Raw genomic sequence first — 17,284 nt, forward strand, 5'->3', positions numbered from 1 at the left:
TGATTCTAATCCAGCCGCTTGCGAAAACGCAGTACCGCCAGCGTCATGCTAAGCAGAAAAAAGCCCAGCAGCACCAGCACATCCGGCCAGAGCTGAATCAGCTCGACACCGCGCAGCATCAGGCCACGGATCAGCCGGATAAAATGGGTTAGCGGCAGCAGCTCAGCTATCAGCCTTGCTGCGCGGGGCATGCCGTCAAACGGGAACATGAATCCCGACAACAGAATAGACGGCAAAAAGAAGAAAAACGCCATCTGAATGGCCTGAAACTGGGTCCCCACCAGGGTCGAGATCAGCAGCCCCAGGCCAAGATTGGCGGCAATAAACAGCAAGGCCGCCACATACACCTCCAGCAGCGAGCCATTCAGGGGCACATCGAACAGCTGCGCGCCCAGCAACAGGATCACCGTGACCTGCACCAGGCCAATCAGGATGTAGGGCAGCACCTTGCCCAGCATCAGCTCCAGCGAGCTGACCGGCGTATTGATCAGCAGCTCAAGATTACCGCGCTCGCGCTCGCGCACTATGGCCACGGCGGTAAACATCACCATGGTCATGGTCAGAATCACGCCTATCAGCCCCGGCACCACGAACACCGCCGAGCGACGCTCAGGATTGTAAAAATTGCGCACCTCGAATAATTGCACAGCCGGCTCCACCTGCGCGGCCGTATCCATTCCCAGTCGCATGTTGCCCAGCCGCTGCACCGACGCCAGTATGATAGGGTCGCTGCCATCCACCAGCAGCTGCACCGCCGGGCGCACCGACTGCTGCAGCCGGCGCTCGAAGTCCGGCGGAATCAGCACCCCCACATGCACCTGACCGCGATCCAGCAGTTGCTGCAACGAAGCTCCGCTGTCGACCCGCGCCACGATGCGCAGCACCTGAGAGGCTTCCAGCTGCGATTGCAGCTGGGCGGATAGCGCGCTGCCCGCCTGATCCGCCACCGCAGCACTGAGCTGGCGTACATCGGTGTTGATGGCGTAGCCGAACATAATGATCTGCAGCATCGGAATGCCAAAAATCATGCCGAAGGTCAGGCGATCACGCCTGAGCTGGCGGATCTCCTTGGCCAGAATCGCCCAGAGCCGCTGCAGCGACATCAGGGCATTACCTCAGATCCGCTGGCACTGGAGCGCCCCTTCCGGGTCACCGCCACAAACACATCCTCCAGACTCGGCGTGGTGTCGTGACACTGCGCCTCAATGCCGGCCGCCTGCAACAGGCCGCGCACCTGCTCGGAGGGCTGGCCAACACTGCGGGGCAGCAAAACTCGCTGGCGCATGCCCAGCTGGGTAATACTGCGCACGCTGTCCAGGCCACTCAGGGCCCGTTGTACCGCCCGTGGCACGGCGGATTCCACCAGCACCACCGCGCAGTCGATGTCGGCCATCAGCTGCAGCGGTGTGCCATCGGCCACCAGCACGCCATGATCCAGAATCGCCAGCCGGTGACAGCGTTCGGCCTCGTCCATGTAATGGGTCGATACCAGAATGGTGGTGCCCTGCTCCACCAGCGCAAAAAGTACTTCCCAGAAATCGCGGCGGCTCTGGGGATCCACCGCACTGGTCGGCTCATCCAGCAGCAGCAACTGCGGCCGGTGCAGTGTCGCCGCCGCCAGGGACAAGCGCTGGCGCTGGCCGCCACTGAGACGCCCGGCAAATTGCCGGGCCAGTTCGCCGAGATGATACTGCTGCAATGCCTCCTGGATACGCTGCTGGCGCAGGACGCGGGAGAGCCCATAGATGCGGGCGATGAAGTCGAGATTTTCCAGCACCGTCATGTCTTCATAGAGGGAGAAGCGCTGGGTCATGTAGCCGATCTTGTGCCTAAGCCGCTCGGCATCCCCGGGCACCTCGTGACCCAGTACCCGGGCGCTGCCAGCGCTGGGCAGCAGCAGCCCACAGAGCAGGCGAATGGTGGTGGACTTGCCGGAGCCATTGGGCCCAAGGAAGCCATACACCATACCCCTGGGCACCTGCAGATCAAGCCCGCTGACCGCCACCAGATCACCAAAGCGCCGGCTTAGGCCCCGCGCCTCGATGGCCAGATCGCCGGCCTCGGCGGACGTTTGCACAGCGCCGGTCACAGGTTCAAGCCATCGAAACTGACCTGTACCGGCAGCCCCCCTGGCAGGGTTTCAACACCGGCACCACTGAGCTGCACCTCCGCCAGAAAACTCAGCCGCGAGCGGTCCCGCTCGGTGAGGGAATCAAAGGGCGTAAAGCTGGCATCCGCGCTAATGTAGCGAATCTCGCCATCGAACACTCGATCGATACCATCCACCCGCACCTGGGCGCGACTGCCCTGCTGCAGCCGCGCCCGCAGCGGTTCGGGCACATAGACCCTGGCATGGGGCCCGCCTCCTGCCAGCAGCACCGCCACCACCTTGCCCGCGGGCGGACGTTCGCCCAGCTCAAACGGCAGCTCGTCCAGCAGACCGTCGCGGGGCGCACGTAGCTGCAGTCGCTGCAGCTGGATTTCGACCTGCGCCAGGCGCGCCTCGGCCTGCTGTACCTGGGCTTCACCCTGCAGCAGTTCCTGCTCCGTGCTGCCGTGTAACAGCTCATCCAGTTCTGCACGGTTCATCCGGGAACGCGCCTGGCTGCTGCTGGCCCGGGTTCGGGCCAGATCGAGCGCCTCGACACTGGCCAGACGCTGGCGCTGCAGTTTTTCCAGACGCTGTAACTCCGCCACCGCGTTGTCCGCCTCGGCGTCAGCCCCCGCCAGGCCAGCCCTTGCCGCCACTATACGTTCGGCTCTGGGCCCCCGGCGCAGCTCTGCCAGCCGTGCGACCGCCGCCTTCAGCACGGCCTCTGATTCGGACAGGCGCGCGCGCATCAGCCGATCATCCTGCTGCAGAATCAGATCCCCCGCGCTCAGACGCTGGCCTTCCCGGGCATCGATATGCAGGATGGGTTCGTTCAGCTCGGCTATCAATTCCACCCGATCCCAGGCCAGCACACCATTGATATCAGCGTCCTGCGACCACTGACATCCGGCCAGAGCCAACAGCGCCAGGCTGAAGACAACACGCAACATCCAGACCTCCTTCGACGTCGCCAACAGGCGGCTACTCCGCCCCACTGCACTCAAGCATGGGCGTTAAGCGCCTCCTTTGCCACAGCGCCCGGTGGAGCACAGGCGATCAACAGGCGCGAACACCTTCGCCAGTGTCGTGCAGGGCATCACCGGGCACGACATTCGTGCGCTATGCTGGCGCCACACAGTGATGCACAGCTTTGGTGCACAGAGGCGTTTCCAGGGTTGACCGAATGATCAAAAATGGCGCAAGATGTCGGCTCACCCCGCCGGATCAGCAGCATGAACGTCCCGACCCTCATCAACGCGCACCGCAACCGACAGGCCATCCCGGCCCGCTGGATGTGGCCAGGTGCGGTCGAACGTTAGCCGGTCCTGCAAGGTTCGGTTTTCCCAAGGCCGCAGCGCTCAACGCCTGCGGCCTTTTTTGTACATGGACGTACTTATCCTGCGTGCGCATGGATGCGCTTGAGCAGGGTTTGTACATGGACGTACTTATCCTGCGTGCGCATGGATGCGCGAGAGCAGGGCTTGCAGATTGATGCAGGATCCAGAGCCACCGGAAACAGGACGTTTCCGCCCATCACTGAAAAGGAGTAAAAACGATGTCCGTGCCAAGCGCCTATCTGGCCGTGCTGGCGATCTGGGCCACCACCCCGCTGGGGATTGCCTGGAGCAGCGAAACCGTCAACCCCCTTATGGCCGCCTGGCTGCGTATGGGTATCGCCGCCCTGCTGGGCTGGCTGCTGGTGCGAACACTGCGCCTGGACATGCCCTGGCACCGCCGCGCACTCAGATCCTACGCCTTCGCGACCCTGGGGATATTCGGCGCCATGAGTTCCACCTACCTGGCGGTGCGTTTCGTGCCTTCAGGCCTTATTTCGGTGATTTTCGGGCTGTCGCCGGTGCTCTCGGCCCTGCTCGCCCAGGCACTGCTGCGCGAGGCCCCGATGGCGCCGCACCGCTGGCTGGCCTGCGTAATCGCGCTGTCGGGTCTGGGCTGGATCTTTATGGATGATGCCACCCTGAGCCTTGAGACCTGGCCTGGCATTGCGCTCTTACTGCTGGCGGTACTGCTGTTCAGTCTCAGCGCGGTGATGGTAAAGCGCGAGGCGCTGACGATTCATCCGCTGCCCCATACCGTGGGTGCGCTGCTGCTGAGCCTGCCCTGCTACGGCCTGCTGTGGCTGCTACTGGATGGCACGGCACCGACATTCGACTTCAGCAGCCACTCGCCCTGGGCCATTCTTTATCTGGCGGTGTTCGGCTCGCTGATCGGTTTTGTCAGTTATTACCATATTCTCAGCAAGCTGCCGCCAAGCACCGTGGCGCTGGTTACCCTGATCACACCGGTGTTCGCGCTGCTGCTGGGCAGCCTGCTGAATCACGAGAATGTGGGCCTGAGTGTCTGGAGTGGAACCGCCGTCATCATGGCAGGCCTGGCCATCTTCTTCTGGGGCCACCGGCTCAGGCCTGCTCGGCTGATTTTATAGTTCGTAATAACGCCCGGGGCTGCGCTTGCAGCCCCGGACCGATGAGAGTTTTTACCATGTCAGTAACAAGCAAAACTGCCAGTGCTCCGCTGGGACACTACGATAATCATGCCAAGGGCATGCTGATTGCCGCCTGTGGCGTACTGGTGCTGAGCTTTGATGCCCTGCTGATCCGCCTGGCCGACAGCACAGCCTATAACGTGACTTTCTGGCGCGGTGCCCTGACCTGCCTCACCACCGCCCTGTTGTGCATTGTCTGGCGCCAGCGCTGGCCCTCAAGCCCCGCGCTCTGGCTCGCAGGCATCGCCATTGCCAGCCTCTACGGCGTGAATACCTGGCTGTTTGTGTTTTCCATCAGCCATACCAGCACCGCCAATACGGTGGTAATTCTGGCGAGCTCGCCGCTGTTCGCGGCGCTCTTTTCCCGCCTGCTGCTGGGCGAACGGGTTTTGCGCCGTACCCTGGTCGCCATAGGTGTGTCAGTGCTCGGCGTGATGGTGGTGTTTGCCGGTTCAGACAGCGCCAACAGCCAGGGGCTGGGCGATATTGCCGCCCTGGTACTGGCGGCCAGCATGGGCGCGATGTTCACCCTGCTGCGCCGTTTTCAGGGCCTGCCGCGCCTGCCGATCATCGCCCTGGCCGGTGCCATTGCCGCGTTAATCAGCTGGCCGCTGGCGACCCCGCTCACACTGGAACCTGTCAGTTACGGCTGGCTTGCATTGATGGGGCTGGTGCAGATTCCGCTGGCGACCATCCTGGTCATGACGGCACCGCGCTATCTGCCCTCCACCGAGGTCAGCCTCTTCATGCTGCTGGAAACGGTGCTGGGGCCTGTCTGGGTCTGGTTCGCGCTGGGCGAGACCACTTCGATACATACGCTGCTGGGCGGCACTGCGATTCTTGGCGCCATCAGCGTCAACACCTGGCTGGCATTACGCAGAGCACCGGAAAAGACCCGGATGGCCTGACACATCTGAGCAACTTAACGTGCTACAGAGCACAGTGATGCGAGGCTATTCGACAGGCTTCCGGTGATGTCGCCAATGGGCGTCATTGCAACGGCAAGAGCGCTGGAATCCTACTGCAGTTTTGTGTTCAGATAGCGCAACCACTTTGCTTAAGGACGTCCCCATGCTCAACCAGCTATCGACTCTCGGGCGCAGCGCCTGGTACTGGCTGGCGATGATTCTGATCGGCCTGACCGTCGAAGGTATCGCGCTCTATTATCAGTACGAACTGGGCTACGGTCCCTGTGTACTTTGCGTGCATATCAGGCTGTGGCTGGCGGGCTTTATTCTGGCCTGCGTACTGGGCCTGCTCGGCTGCGGCTGGACCTTTACCCGCAAACTGGCGCAGCTGCTGGGCTTTGTCAGCATGCTGGGGATGCTGGAGCGCAGCTGGGCAACGCTCGGCGTTGAGCGCGGCTGGATAGAAGGCAGCTGCAGCATGGAGTCGGGCCTGCCCGCCTGGCTGACACCGGAAAAATGGCTGCCCCAGGTGTTCGAAATCTGGGAACCCTGCGGCTATACGCCGGAGATGCCCTTTGGCTTCACCATGGCCGAAGTCCTGCTGGTTTTTTCCGCGGCCATGGTACTGCTGACCGGCTTGATACTGATTTCCCGCGCCAGGCGCAGAAGCGTTTTCTGACAGCCACCGACACGCCATAAATAAAAAATCCCGTGCAGCGATGCATGGGATTTTTTTTCAGATGATGTTCTCAGCTGGCGGCTCTGGCTCAGGCCGCGGCTACCCGCGCCTCGCTGCCACCCCGGGCCAGCGCATCGAGGATCGCATTCAGCGATGCGGTCACGATATCCTCGCTCACTGCCACGCCGCTGTAACGACTGCCATTAATGCCCATCTGCACGAAGCTGATCGCTTCGGCCCCTTCACCGTGGGTGTCGCCCAGGGCATGTTCACTGTATTCCACCAGCACCACGGATTCTCTCATTTCCCGGTTCAGCGCATCGACAAAGGCGCCGACCACGCCGGTGCCGGTGCCGGTCACCGAGCGGGTCTCACCCTGCCAGTGGATAGTGGCACTCAGGCTGTCCTGGCCGTTATCACGGCTGAGCTGGTAGCCCAGAATACGGGCGCCGCTGTCGGCCGGGCGCAGGTAGGTCTCATTGAAAATGTTCCAGATCTGCTCGCCATTCAGCTCCGTGGCCGAGGCTTCGGTGGCCTGCTGTACCCGGGCGCTGAATTCGATCTGCAGCCAGCGCGGCATCTGAATACCGTACTCGCGCTCCAGCACATAGGCCACACCGCCCTTGCCGGACTGGCTGTTGATGCGTATCACGGCCTGATAGTCACGCCCCAGATCTTCGGGGTCGATCGGCAGGTAGGCCACCTCCCAGGGCTCATCGCCCTGGCGCCGGGCCAGGCACTTGCGGATGGCGTCCTGATGGCTGCCCGAAAACGCCGTAAAGACCAGCTCGCCGGCATAGGGGTGACGCGGATGCACCGGCAACTGGGTGCAGGCCTTCACACACTCGACGATCTCGTCCATGTTGACCAGATCCAGCTGTGGGTCCACCCCCTGGCTATACAGGTTCAGCGCCATGGTGACGATATCCATGTTGCCGGTACGCTCGCCGTTACCCAGCAGCGTGCCCTCGATCCGGTCAGCCCCGGCCATGACACCCAGCTCCGCCGCCGCCACACCGCAGCCGCGATCGTTATGGGTGTGCAGGCTGATAATCAGCGCATCGCGCCTGGCTATATGATCGCAGACCCACTCGATCTGGTCGGCGAAGACATTGGGCGTCGACATTTCCACCGTGGCCGGCAGATTGATAATGACCTTGTTGTCCGGCGTCGGCTGCCACACGGCGGTGACCGCATTGCAGACTTCCACCGCGTAATCCATCTCGGTACCGGTAAAGCTCTCGGGGGAATACTGGAACACCCACTGGGTCTCGGGGTTATCCGCCGCCAGCCGAGCCACTGTCCGGGCCCCCTTGACGGCAATCGCCTTGATCCCCTCTCTATCCAGCCCGAACACCTGTTCGCGCTGCACTGTGGAGGTGGAATTGTACAGGTGCACTATGGCCCGGCGAGCGCCACGCAGGGATTCGAAAGTGCGCGCAATCAGCTCGTCCCGTGCCTGGGTCAGCACCTGAATAGTGACATCCTCGGGAATCACATTATCGGTGATCAGGGAGCGGACAAAATCGAAATCCGGCTGGGACGCCGCGGGGAAACCGACCTCGATTTCCTTGAAGCCCAGCTTCACCAGCAACTCGAACATGCGACGCTTCTGCACCACGTTCATGGGCTCGATCAGGGCCTGGTTGCCATCGCGCAGATCGACGCTGCACCAGCGGGGCGCGCGATCAATGATCTGGTCCGGCCAGCGGCGGTCGGTCTTGCGAATGGGAGCAAAGGGGCGGTACTTGCGGTGGTCAAACGAACTCATGCGGTTTTCTCCAGGTATCGATACAGGTCGCGAAGGTGGCAGAGGCCAGGCTACCGGGCGCCACAGAAATTCCTGGCCCGGCAACCGCGTCAAAGTCGTATCGATAGCATCCTGAAATAGTGCACGGTATAGCCCCGATCACGGAAAAATGGGAGTGAAACGCTGAACACCTACACCGGGCCTGTTAGCCCTGAACCTAAAGCCCTTGTGGGACCCAGGCGGTGCGGGCAGGACCGGCTCTCGTGTAGGGAGCTGCGGGGGCCGGTTCTCCTGATATGAGTTCCGGTTGCCGGCACCGCTGAGGGGATCAGCGATTTCGTAGAGCCATTGTATAGAGGGGCCGGGGGTGAATGTGTGCAAAGGCAACATCAATAACCGATGATATTGATGTTTAAAACCAACAATTCGTTAATTTATAGATATTTAATGCGACAAAAAATTAAAGACCATACTTTAATCACCAACAAAGTGATTTTTATCGCCATTTACCTATCTCCCGCAGGCGAAGATCCCCACGGTACCCTGCGCGCCCGGAGTCTGCTCCATCCCGATGCAATAGTTTGAAAATAATAGGAAAGTATTTTGCCAATGGTTGCCAGACGCTTGCACAGAACGATAATGAAAGCCTGATCCCGTTGCCTGACCTCACCACACAAGGGCTTTCATGTCGTCTTCCTTCGGTTTTGACCTGCGTACTCTGGAGGCTTTCGTTCAGATCGCCGAAACCGGCAACCTGACCCTGGCCGGCCAGCGCCTGGGCATGAGCCAGTCGTCGCTGTCGCAGATTCTCACCAATCTGGAAGCCGAGATGCGCGTCGAGCTGATGGACCGCAGTGTCAGGCCCATGGAAATCACCACCGCCGGGCGCTACCTGTACGACCGCGCCCAGAGCCTGCTGCAGGAGGCGCGCCTCACCAGCCAGAAAATGCGCAAGGCCGACTACAAGCTGCTGCGCCATGTGAAAATTGCTCTGGTGGATTCCATTATCACCGCCGTGGGCAAACCCCTGATCGATGTACTGCGCCAGCGTACCCAGAGCTGGGCCGCCATCACCGGCCAGTCGCACCTGCACGCCCATATGCTGCTGTCACGCCAGGCGGACATTATCATTTCCGATGATCCCCTGGCCGATCACTCGGATCTGGATCGCCATCGCATTCTGAAGGAACCCTTTGTGCTGGCGGTACCCAACGACTACACAGGCCCCAAGACCCTGGCCGAAGTCCTGCAGCGACTGGACTTTATTCGCTACAGCACCAGCTCACTGATCGGCCAGGACGTGGAGCGTTTTCTGCGCCTGGCGCGCCAGGAACCCCCACTGCGCCTGCAGCTCGATAACTCCTTCGCCGTGGTATCCGCCGTGGCCAGCGCTATCGGCTGCACCATCACCACACCCTTGTGCCTGTTCCAGAGCGGCATCCGCCAGCATCAGGTGACGCTACTGCCGCTGGGCCACGGTTTTGCCCGCGAAATCACCCTCACCACCCGCAAGGGCGAGCTGGGTGACCTGCCCGGCATGATCGCCCGCGACTGCCGCCGCATTCTGCAGGACAGCTTTGTGGCCGAAATCGGCGCCGAATACGGCTGGCTGCTGCCGCAGATCAAAGTGTGAATCGAAACAAGGAGGCTTGTGGGAGCCTGGTCTTCGGGCCAACAGGGTTGGCTCCGCCGATGTTCGCCCACAGAGTGGGCTCCCACAAGAGTCAGGCTAGCGGTCGTAGAAAAAGTTGATGATCCAGCGCATCACCAGCAGATCGTCGACCTCGGCGCTGAGTGAATGCAGCGCCTCACGCACCCGACTGGGTGGAATCCGGTTCTGCCGGCTCAGGGTAAGTGCGCGGGAATAGTCTCTGGAAAATTCCGGGTGCCCCTGCACACTGAGCAGATGATTCTGATACTGCAGCATGTAATAGGGGCAGAAGGCACTGCTGGCCAACACCTCAAACCCCGCAGGCAGTGCGCTCACCTGATCCTGATGGCTGACCACCAAATCGATAGCGGGCTTGAACGGCTCCATCCAGGCTTTGCGTTCATCGATCTGATTGAAGGACACCCCCACGCCCCAGCCCCGGTCCGATTTTTCGACCTCGCCGCCGAGCGCCCTGGCCAGTAGCTGATGACCAAAGCAGATGCCGGCGAACTTCTTCTTGCCGGCATCCAGGCGGCGGATAAAACCTTCCAGCTCCGCCACCCAGGCCAGACCATCAAGCACGCCGTGACGACTGCCGGAGGTGATATAGGCATCACAGTCATCAATATCGGCCGGCAGCTCACCGAGCCTGGCATCATAGACCGCAAACTCAAGATCCGGGTCGACCTTAAGCATCAGGTCCCGGAACATCTGCGGGTAGTTGCCAAACTGCGGCTGCAGCTGCTCCTGCACATCGTCGCACTGCAGAATGCCAATTTTCATTGCACTCTCCTGTTTGTTTAATCTGTACAAATAGGTTCCCTCCCTATTTGTCCGTCACGCCATAAAAACGAGCGCAGGTACGCAAACATGCTGGTTTTTATGGCGTTCGCATTGGCCTGCGGCCAATGATGAAGCATCCCTGCTTCATGTATTAACCCGCCGGGTTAATAGCTGGCTTGGGCGCTCCTACATCAGGGTATTCAGAGCTCGCCACGAACGGCACGGCCACAGAGTGCGCTGTACTGCTCGGCGCTGAACTGAATCGGGTTGCCGCCGGCGGACGGATCGGCAACCGCCATACGGCCGATTTTCTCAAGCGCACTCTCATCGATGCCGATCTCGCCCAGGCTGTGGGGAATGCCGACCTGGGCGCGCAGCTCCAGCACCCAGCTGAGGAAGCCGTCGAAGCTCGTATCGGCCAGGCCGATATAGCGCGCGCTGCGCTCGATGCGCTCGCTGATCACTTCGCGGTTGGCCTTGAGTACATAGGGCATCAGGATGGCGTTGAGCAGGCCGTGATGCGCATCGAACAGGGCTCCCAGCGGATGCGCCAGTGCGTGCATGCCACCCAGGCCTTTCTGGAAGGCTGTCGCCCCCATGGAGGATGCAACTATCATCTGCATGCGCGCTTCCAGGTCCTGGCCATCCGCCACGGCGCGGGGCAAATATTCACGCACCAGGCGGATGCCTTCGATGGCAATGCCCTCGGCCATGGGGTGCCAGAACGGCGAGCAGAGCGCCTCCAGATTATGGGACAGCGCGTCCATGCCGGTGGCGGCGGTCACTTTGGGCGGCAGGCCGACCGTCAGCACAGGGTCCAGAATCACAATGCCCGGCAGCATTTTGGGATGGAAGATGATCTTCTTGATGTGCTCTTCGTCATCGGTAATCACCGAGGCACGGCCTACTTCGGAGCCGGTGCCGGCGGTGGTCGGCACCGCGACTATGGGCGCCACGGCGTCGGCGTTGACGCGGGTCCAGTTGTCGCCGACATCCTCGAAATCCCAGAGTTGCAGCGTCTGGCCGGCCATCAGTGCAACCGCCTTGGCAGCATCCAGTGCCGAGCCGCCGCCAAAGGCAATCACGCCATCGTGCTCGCCAGCCCGGTAGGCCGCCAGGCCATCACTGACATTCTTGCCGGTAGGGTTGCCCTTGATATCGCTGAACAGGCCGATGCGCAGTCCCGCCCTGCGGCAGAGCGCCTCGGCCTCGGCCACCATCGGCAGTGCCGCCAGACCCGGATCGGTGATCAGCAGCGGCGCCTGCATGCCCAGTGCCTTGCAGCTGTCGGCCAGTTCGCTGATGCGGCCGGCGCCGGCACGAATGCTGTTGGGGTAGTTCCAGTTACCGCTCAGGTTTTCGTAGTTCATGGTCATAGTCTCTGCTGCGCTGAGCGGCCCCGCGGCTGCTCAGCTGTAATCATTATGCGCTTGGCGTTCAGATCCCGGTCTTGAGATGGAACGACTTGGGCCTTGTCAGATGTTCGAAACCTACACTCGACAGGGTGCAGCCACGGCCGGAGTTCTTTACACCGGTCCAGGCCAGGGCCGGATCCAGATAGTCGCAGCGATTGATAAAGAAGGTACCGGTATCGAGCTGCTCGCCGATGGCCACACCTGCTTCAATGTCGCGGGTAAACACCGCGGCGGTAAGGCCGAACTCGGAGTCATTCATCAGCGCTATGGCCTCCTCGTCGGAGCTGACTTTCTGAATCCCGACCACCGGGCCGAAGGTCTCTTCGGTCATGACCCGCATGCCGTGATTCACCTGGGTCAGCACCTGGGGTGCCAGATAGGCGCTGCCGGGGGCATCCAGCGGGAAGTCGGCCGGGTCTATATGGGCCAGGGCGCCGGCGGCAACCGCCTCGGCCACCTGAGCGCGGATGAAGTCGGCGGCACTGGCGCGCACCACCGGCCCCAGGGTGGTGTCTGGATCGTCGGAGCGGCCCAGTTTGTACTGTTTTACCAGCGCCACGGCCTGCTCGACGAAGCGGTCATAGACGGACTCGTGCACATAGATGCGTTCGATGCCGCAGCAGGACTGGCCGGAGTTGAAAAAAGCGCCATCGACCGTGGTTTCCACCGCATGAGCCAGATCCGCATCGGCCCGTACATAGGCGGGGTCCTTGCCGCCGAGCTCCAGCCCGACGCCGATAAAGCGTCCGGCGGCGGCCCGCTCGACCATGGCGCCACCCGGCACTGAACCGGTGAAGCAGACATGATTGACGCGCTCATCCCGGATCAGGCCTTCGGTATCGGCATGGGCCAGGTGCAGGTACTGGAACACGCCCTCCGGCAGGCCGGCGGCGGCAAAGGCTTCGGCAAAGCGCTCGGCACAGAGCGGTGTCTGGGCGGAATGTTTCAGGATCACGCTGTTGCCCGCCAGGATCGCCGGAATGATGGCATTCACTGCCGTCATGTAGGGGAAGTTCCAGGGCGCAATCACGAATACCACGCCCACAGCTTCACGGGTGATATAGCGGCTGAAGCCCGGCTTTTCCGGCAGCTGAATGGGCTGCAGCGCATCGCTTGCCACCGAAATCATGTAGCGGGCCCGTTCCTCGAGGCCGCCCACTTCGCCGGCGGCGTAACGGATGGGCCGGCCCATCTGCCAGCACAGTTCCAGCGCGATCTCGTCCTTGCGGGCCACGAAGGCATCCACCATGCGGCTGCACAGCGCCATGCGCTCTTCCAGCGGGGTGCGCTTCCAGGCTTTCTGGGCCGCAGCGGCGCGGGCAAGCGTCGCAGCTATCTCGGCTGCGGTGGCGTAGTCGCGCACCAGGTATTCTGAGCCATCGATCGGTGACAGGGTTTTCAGCTGTTTGCTCATTGCAGTACTCGTCTCAATTCATGCACCCGTCATGCAGGGTGGTTCATCGGATAATGTCAGGCTTAGATAATTTCGAAGTAACGCTGCAGTTCCCAGTCGGTCACATGCTTGCGGAACTCCTGGCACTCCCACACACGGGTGGCGGCATAGTGCTCGACAAAGGCCTCGCCAAACAGCTCCTTCGCCGCCTCGGAGCCGCGCAGTGCCACGGCGGCCTCATGCAGGGACAGCGGCAGCGCCAGACTGTCGGGATGCGGCTGAGTGTAGGCATTGCCCACCACTTCGGGCTCGGGCTCGATCTCGTTCTCGATACCCCAGAGCCCGGCGCCCAGCGCCGCCGCCAGGGCGATATAAGGGTTGGCATCGGCCGAGCCGAGGCGGAATTCCACCCGCTGGGACTTCTCGGAGCCCGGAATCACCCGCAGCGCCGTGGTCCGGTTTTCCACCGCCCAGGTGGCATCGGTCGGCGCCCAGAAACCGGGGATCAGGCGGGAGTAGGCGTTCACCGTCTGCGCCATCATGGCCAGCAGTTGCGGCATCAGCTTCTGCTGCCCGCCGATAAAATGGCGCTGCTGCCGGCTGATGTTGTGCGCCTGACTCGGATCATGGAACACCGAGCCCGAACCGTCCTTGTGTCGCAGCGACATGTGAATATGCCCCGACTGCCCCGGGTAATCGTTGGACCACTTGGCCATGAAGGTGGCCATCATGTTATTGCGCTGCGCCCAGACCTTGGTGAAGGTCTTGAACAGCGCCGCCTTGTCCGCCGCATCACTGGCGTTATCCACTATCAGTGCAGCTTCCAGTACCCCTGGGCCGGTTTCGGTATGCAGGCCCTCGATCGGGAAATCCATCTGCCGCGAAAACTCCAGCAGGTCATGATACAGCTCGGCGTGCACGGAGTTGCGCAGCATCGAGTAACCGTGAAAGCCCGGCGTAATGGGTTTCAGGTCGCGGTAGCCTTTTTCGCGGATCGAGTCCGGCGTCTCGTTGAACAGAAAGAATTCGTACTCGAAGGCCGCATAAGCATCAAAACCCAGCTTGTCGGCCCGCTTGAGCACCCGCTGCAGCAGGTTACGCGGGCAGATGCTGTCGGCCGGTGTATCGAACTCGCAGATGAACAGCAGCATGTCCTTTTCAAACGGCAGCTCGCGGCAGGTGTGGGGCAGCACCCGCACCGGTGCATCCGGGTAGGCGGTGTGCCAGCCGGTGTATTTGACGCCGACATTCTCGTACAGCTGATCATTGGAGTCCCAGCCCAGCACCACATCGCAGAAGGCAAAGCCGCCCTCCAGCGCACTGAAGAACTTGTCCTTGCACATGTACTTGCCGCGCATGATGCCATCAACATCATAGAGACCCACCTTGACGTCGCGCAGACCACGTTCTTCCACGATTCGCTTGGCATCGGCGATCGTTTTTACTTCTCTGGGATTCATCATCTCGATTGTCCTCGGGGAAGGCCGACCGCATCGGCCCCCGTTTGTTATTGTCATGTCCGCAGGCCGGTGCAGCCCGCGCGGCGGTTCCGCTCAGCTCAGTTCGGATTCAGCCCGTGCAATGGCTTCGAACTCTTCTTCCGGCGCCCGGGCCACCAGTCGATGACGACTGTAAAAGGCGAAATAGGCCACCATCACCGCATAAAAGACACCGCTCCAGATGGCCGCTTCCGTGCTCACCAGGAAGGTGGAGGCGAAGGCCGCGATAGACAGCACAAAGGCAATGCCTGAGGTCACTGAGCCGCCCGGCGTCCGGTAGGGGCGTTCCAGATCCGGCTCCTTGCGACGCAGAATCATGTGCGACAGCGTCATCAGGGCATAGGAAATGGTCGCGCCGAACACCGCCATGGTGATCATCAGATCCCCCTCGCCGGTCAGCGACAGTCCGAAACCGATCAGCCCCGGTACCACCAGCGCCATGGTCGGCACCTTGTTCCTGCCGGTCACCGACAGCCAGCGCGGCAGATAACCGGCACGGGACAGTGCGAACACCTGACGCGAATAAGCATAGATAATGGAAAAGAAGGATGCGATCAGGCCAAACAGACCCACCACATTGACGAAGGTGGCCGCCCCTGAGTTTTCACCGTAAACCGCCTGGAGCGCGCCCACCAGCGGGGCACCGTGATCCTTCATCAGATCCGCGCCGGCCACACCCGGCGCCAGAAACAGCACCAGTATGCCGAACACCAGCAGCACCGCCATGGCAGTGATGATGCCGCGGGGCATATCCTTCGCCGGGTTCTTGCATTCCTCCGCCGCCAGGGGCACACCCTCGACCGCCAGGAACAGCCACATGGCAAAGGGCAGTGCCGCCCAGATACCGATATAGCCCTCGGGCAGAAAGCTGCTGGCACCGGCCGCCGCCGTATTAACGCTGACATCAAACAGGTTATCGACGCTGAAATACGGCAGGGTGCCGATGATAAACACCAGAATGGCGGCCACGGCCAGGCCGGTAATCACCATCATGATTTTCAGCGCCTCACCGGCGCCCCAGAGGTGAATACCGATAAAGACTGTATAGAAGGCCGCATAGACCAGCGGGCCGTCGAGTCCGAACAGCTCATTCACATAGCCGCCGATAAAGATCGCGATGGCGGCCGGTGCTATGGCGTATTCCAGCAGAATCGCGGTGCCGGTCAGGTAGCCGCCCCAGGGGCCCAGGGCCCGGCGGGCAAAGCTGTAGCCACCCCCTGCGGTGGGCAGCGAGGCCGACAGCTCGGCCAGTGCCAGCACCTTGCAGCTGTACATCAGCGCCATCAGGATGGTGGCGATCAGCATGCCGCCAAAGCCACCCTGCCCCAGGCCGAAGTTCCAGCCGGCAAAGTCGCCGGAAATCACATAGGACACCCCAAGGCTCGCCAGCAATATCCAGCCGGCGGCGCCCTTTTTAAGCTGGCGCTTGTCCAGGTAGTCGCTGGAAACGGACTCGTACCCCACCGAAGTGGTCGTCATCTCGGTCATCTGAAAAACCCTCTGCGATCCCGGAATCCGGGTCTGCCTGTTGTTATTGTTTGATTCGCTCGGAGCAGGCCAGGGGCCAGCCCGGCAAAGCGGGTACACAGCTACTCTAGCCCGCCGGGCTCCAGGCACCTAGACAGAATAAAGGTACCCGATATACCAGTATCATTATTTTTAATGGTGATAATTTATTTAACAGTAACAATAAGTTAAACAAATATTATAGCGTTATAAATGACAGATAAGACCGCACGCAGGCCACCTTGGCAGTGCCATCATGTGATGGGAGTCCGGATTCGCAGATGCCCGTCCCAAGCTGTATTGTCTGAATGATAACGCCGTGCCACAGAGTAGCTCCGGCAGCTTTGCGAGAAAAGGAAAGGGCCCCGGCACATCCCTGTGACAACGACGATCGGTGTTTTGCGGCCTAGGTGGAACTGATACAGAGACTGGCACGCAGCCAGAGGACTTCGCTGTTGCGGGTTAATGCCGCCATGCTTACGAACACCGGCTGGCGTCCGTCACCCGCACAGGCAGGGGCCTTAGCCGGAAACCCGACTGACGGTGCCGCGTCCATCGATGCCATGCCGCTGCACCGACTGTTGAAAAGCAAAGCGCTCGGGGTACGGGAATCGCGCTGGCAGGCACAAGGCAGACTAAATATCGTGCAGCGAATTGAGTGTCTGGGTGAACTTGCGACGTTCCAGCGCTTCCAGCTGCATGAGGTCGCTGAGGTATTCGTTCACATGGGCCGCCTCGATTTCCTTGCAGGCCCCTTCAAACAAATCTACCAGATACCCATCCACGCGCAGGGCCATTTCACAGACCTGATCGGCATTCGGGTTCGGATACTCCTTCGCCAGCGCCGCCAGGAAAGATTCGGGCGCGTCCTCGAAAGTGTACTGAATATAGGTCGCCAAAATGCCCGTCGTGCCAGCCTTGAGGCGGCTTTTCAGGCTGATTTCCATCTGTTGCTCATGCTTGATCATGTACTCCAGCACAAGCCTGGCCCGGGCACTCTCGCTGCGTTGATCGAGTTCCCGGTACAACCCCGCCGCCTCGCAATGCATGCTAATGGCGTTATTGACCAGATCAGCCACGGTTTCGAAACTTTTCATAATGCATA

Annotated in this window: 14 protein-coding genes; 4 read left to right on the plus strand and 10 right to left on the minus strand. The window is 61.2% G+C overall.

Features of this window, described 5'->3' with window-relative positions:
• Positions 1 to 5: 5 nt before the first annotated feature.
• The 3 genes from MRS74_RS01225 to MRS74_RS01235 are packed head-to-tail and all read right to left on the minus strand — an operon-like array spanning position 6 to position 3,042.
• Complete coding sequence (locus MRS74_RS01225) at positions 6 to 1,103, minus strand: ABC transporter permease (protein WP_254578447.1); 1,098 nt, start codon at positions 1,101 to 1,103, stop codon at positions 6 to 8.
• Complete coding sequence (locus MRS74_RS01230; RefSeq protein WP_254578448.1) at positions 1,103 to 2,077, minus strand: ABC transporter ATP-binding protein; 975 nt, start codon at positions 2,075 to 2,077, stop codon at positions 1,103 to 1,105. The genes MRS74_RS01225 and MRS74_RS01230 overlap by 1 nt, the downstream gene beginning before the upstream one ends.
• Positions 2,078 to 2,085: 8 nt before the next feature.
• A complete protein-coding gene (locus MRS74_RS01235; RefSeq protein ID WP_254578449.1) occupies positions 2,086 to 3,042 on the minus strand; it encodes an HlyD family secretion protein in 957 nt (318 codons plus the stop codon).
• A 605-nt stretch (positions 3,043 to 3,647) separates the two neighbouring features.
• Between MRS74_RS01235 and MRS74_RS01240 the strand changes: the two genes are divergently transcribed.
• From MRS74_RS01240 to MRS74_RS01250, 3 genes are all read left to right on the plus strand, one after another.
• The gene (locus MRS74_RS01240; protein ID WP_254578450.1) at positions 3,648 to 4,535 is read left to right on the plus strand and encodes a DMT family transporter; all 888 of its coding nucleotides are present in this window, start codon (positions 3,648 to 3,650) and stop codon (positions 4,533 to 4,535) included.
• A 56-nt stretch (positions 4,536 to 4,591) separates the two neighbouring features.
• Positions 4,592 to 5,503 (plus strand): DMT family transporter, encoded by a 912-nt coding sequence (locus MRS74_RS01245; RefSeq protein WP_254578451.1) that lies wholly within the window; start codon positions 4,592 to 4,594, stop codon positions 5,501 to 5,503.
• Positions 5,504 to 5,666: 163 nt separating this feature from the next.
• Positions 5,667 to 6,182 carry a disulfide bond formation protein B gene (locus MRS74_RS01250; protein ID WP_254578452.1) on the plus strand — a complete coding sequence of 172 codons (516 nt, stop codon included), beginning with the start codon at positions 5,667 to 5,669 and terminating at the stop codon, positions 6,180 to 6,182.
• An 88-nt stretch (positions 6,183 to 6,270) separates the two neighbouring features.
• On the opposite strand, the gene leuA is transcribed toward MRS74_RS01250, so the two are convergent.
• A complete protein-coding gene (gene leuA, locus MRS74_RS01255; protein ID WP_254578453.1) occupies positions 6,271 to 7,953 on the minus strand; it encodes a 2-isopropylmalate synthase in 1,683 nt (560 codons plus the stop codon).
• Between the two features lie 664 nt (positions 7,954 to 8,617).
• Between leuA and MRS74_RS01260 the strand changes: the two genes are divergently transcribed.
• Positions 8,618 to 9,565, plus strand: coding sequence for a LysR family transcriptional regulator (locus MRS74_RS01260; protein WP_254578454.1), 948 nt, complete (start codon positions 8,618 to 8,620; stop codon positions 9,563 to 9,565).
• 96 nt (positions 9,566 to 9,661) lie between these two features.
• Here MRS74_RS01260 and MRS74_RS01265 read toward each other — a convergent pair whose 3' ends face one another.
• The 6 genes from MRS74_RS01265 to MRS74_RS01290 all read right to left on the minus strand — a co-directional run bounded on the left by MRS74_RS01265 (position 9,662) and on the right by MRS74_RS01290 (position 17,276).
• A complete protein-coding gene (locus MRS74_RS01265; RefSeq protein WP_254578455.1) occupies positions 9,662 to 10,366 on the minus strand; it encodes a glutamine amidotransferase-related protein in 705 nt (234 codons plus the stop codon).
• Positions 10,367 to 10,566: 200 nt separating this feature from the next.
• A complete protein-coding gene (locus tag MRS74_RS01270; protein ID WP_254578456.1) occupies positions 10,567 to 11,736 on the minus strand; it encodes an iron-containing alcohol dehydrogenase in 1,170 nt (389 codons plus the stop codon).
• Positions 11,737 to 11,803: 67 nt separating this feature from the next.
• Positions 11,804 to 13,195 (minus strand): aldehyde dehydrogenase family protein, encoded by a 1,392-nt coding sequence (locus MRS74_RS01275; protein WP_254578457.1) that lies wholly within the window; start codon positions 13,193 to 13,195, stop codon positions 11,804 to 11,806.
• 62 nt (positions 13,196 to 13,257) lie between these two features.
• Positions 13,258 to 14,637, minus strand: coding sequence for a glutamine synthetase family protein (locus MRS74_RS01280; RefSeq protein WP_254578458.1), 1,380 nt, complete (start codon positions 14,635 to 14,637; stop codon positions 13,258 to 13,260).
• 90 nt (positions 14,638 to 14,727) lie between these two features.
• Positions 14,728 to 16,161, minus strand: a complete 1,434-nt coding sequence (gene eat / locus MRS74_RS01285; RefSeq protein WP_254578459.1) for an ethanolamine permease — start codon at positions 16,159 to 16,161, stop codon at positions 14,728 to 14,730.
• 653 nt (positions 16,162 to 16,814) lie between these two features.
• On the minus strand, positions 16,815 to 17,276 hold the full coding sequence (locus tag MRS74_RS01290; RefSeq protein ID WP_254578460.1) for a hypothetical protein: 462 nt from the start codon (positions 17,274 to 17,276) through the stop codon (positions 16,815 to 16,817).
• Positions 17,277 to 17,284: the final 8 nt, after the last annotated feature.

Source organism: Marinobacterium sedimentorum, assembly GCF_024267675.1.
Classification (GTDB): domain Bacteria; phylum Pseudomonadota; class Gammaproteobacteria; order Pseudomonadales; family Balneatricaceae; genus Marinobacterium_A; species Marinobacterium_A sedimentorum.

Bases quoted from the DNA above. Each gene is read 5' to 3' on its own strand.
- MRS74_RS01225 (WP_254578447.1), bottom strand. From the start codon at position 1,103: ATGTCGCTGCAGCGGCTCTGGGCGATTCTGGCCAAGGAGATCCGCCAG.
- MRS74_RS01235 (WP_254578449.1), bottom strand. From the start codon at position 3,042: ATGTTGCGTGTTGTCTTCAGCCTGGCGCTGTTGGCTCTGGCCGGATGT.
- MRS74_RS01240 (WP_254578450.1), top strand. From the start codon at position 3,648: ATGTCCGTGCCAAGCGCCTATCTGGCCGTGCTGGCGATCTGGGCCACC.
- MRS74_RS01245 (WP_254578451.1), top strand. From the start codon at position 4,592: ATGTCAGTAACAAGCAAAACTGCCAGTGCTCCGCTGGGACACTACGAT.
- MRS74_RS01250 (WP_254578452.1), top strand. From the start codon at position 5,667: ATGCTCAACCAGCTATCGACTCTCGGGCGCAGCGCCTGGTACTGGCTG.
- leuA (WP_254578453.1), bottom strand. From the start codon at position 7,953: ATGAGTTCGTTTGACCACCGCAAGTACCGCCCCTTTGCTCCCATTCGC.
- MRS74_RS01260 (WP_254578454.1), top strand. From the start codon at position 8,618: ATGTCGTCTTCCTTCGGTTTTGACCTGCGTACTCTGGAGGCTTTCGTT.
- MRS74_RS01265 (WP_254578455.1), bottom strand. From the start codon at position 10,366: ATGAAAATTGGCATTCTGCAGTGCGACGATGTGCAGGAGCAGCTGCAG.
- MRS74_RS01270 (WP_254578456.1), bottom strand. From the start codon at position 11,736: ATGAACTACGAAAACCTGAGCGGTAACTGGAACTACCCCAACAGCATT.
- MRS74_RS01275 (WP_254578457.1), bottom strand. From the start codon at position 13,195: ATGAGCAAACAGCTGAAAACCCTGTCACCGATCGATGGCTCAGAATAC.
- MRS74_RS01280 (WP_254578458.1), bottom strand. From the start codon at position 14,637: ATGATGAATCCCAGAGAAGTAAAAACGATCGCCGATGCCAAGCGAATC.
- eat (WP_254578459.1), bottom strand. From the start codon at position 16,161: ATGACCGAGATGACGACCACTTCGGTGGGGTACGAGTCCGTTTCCAGC.
- MRS74_RS01290 (WP_254578460.1), bottom strand. From the start codon at position 17,276: ATGAAAAGTTTCGAAACCGTGGCTGATCTGGTCAATAACGCCATTAGC.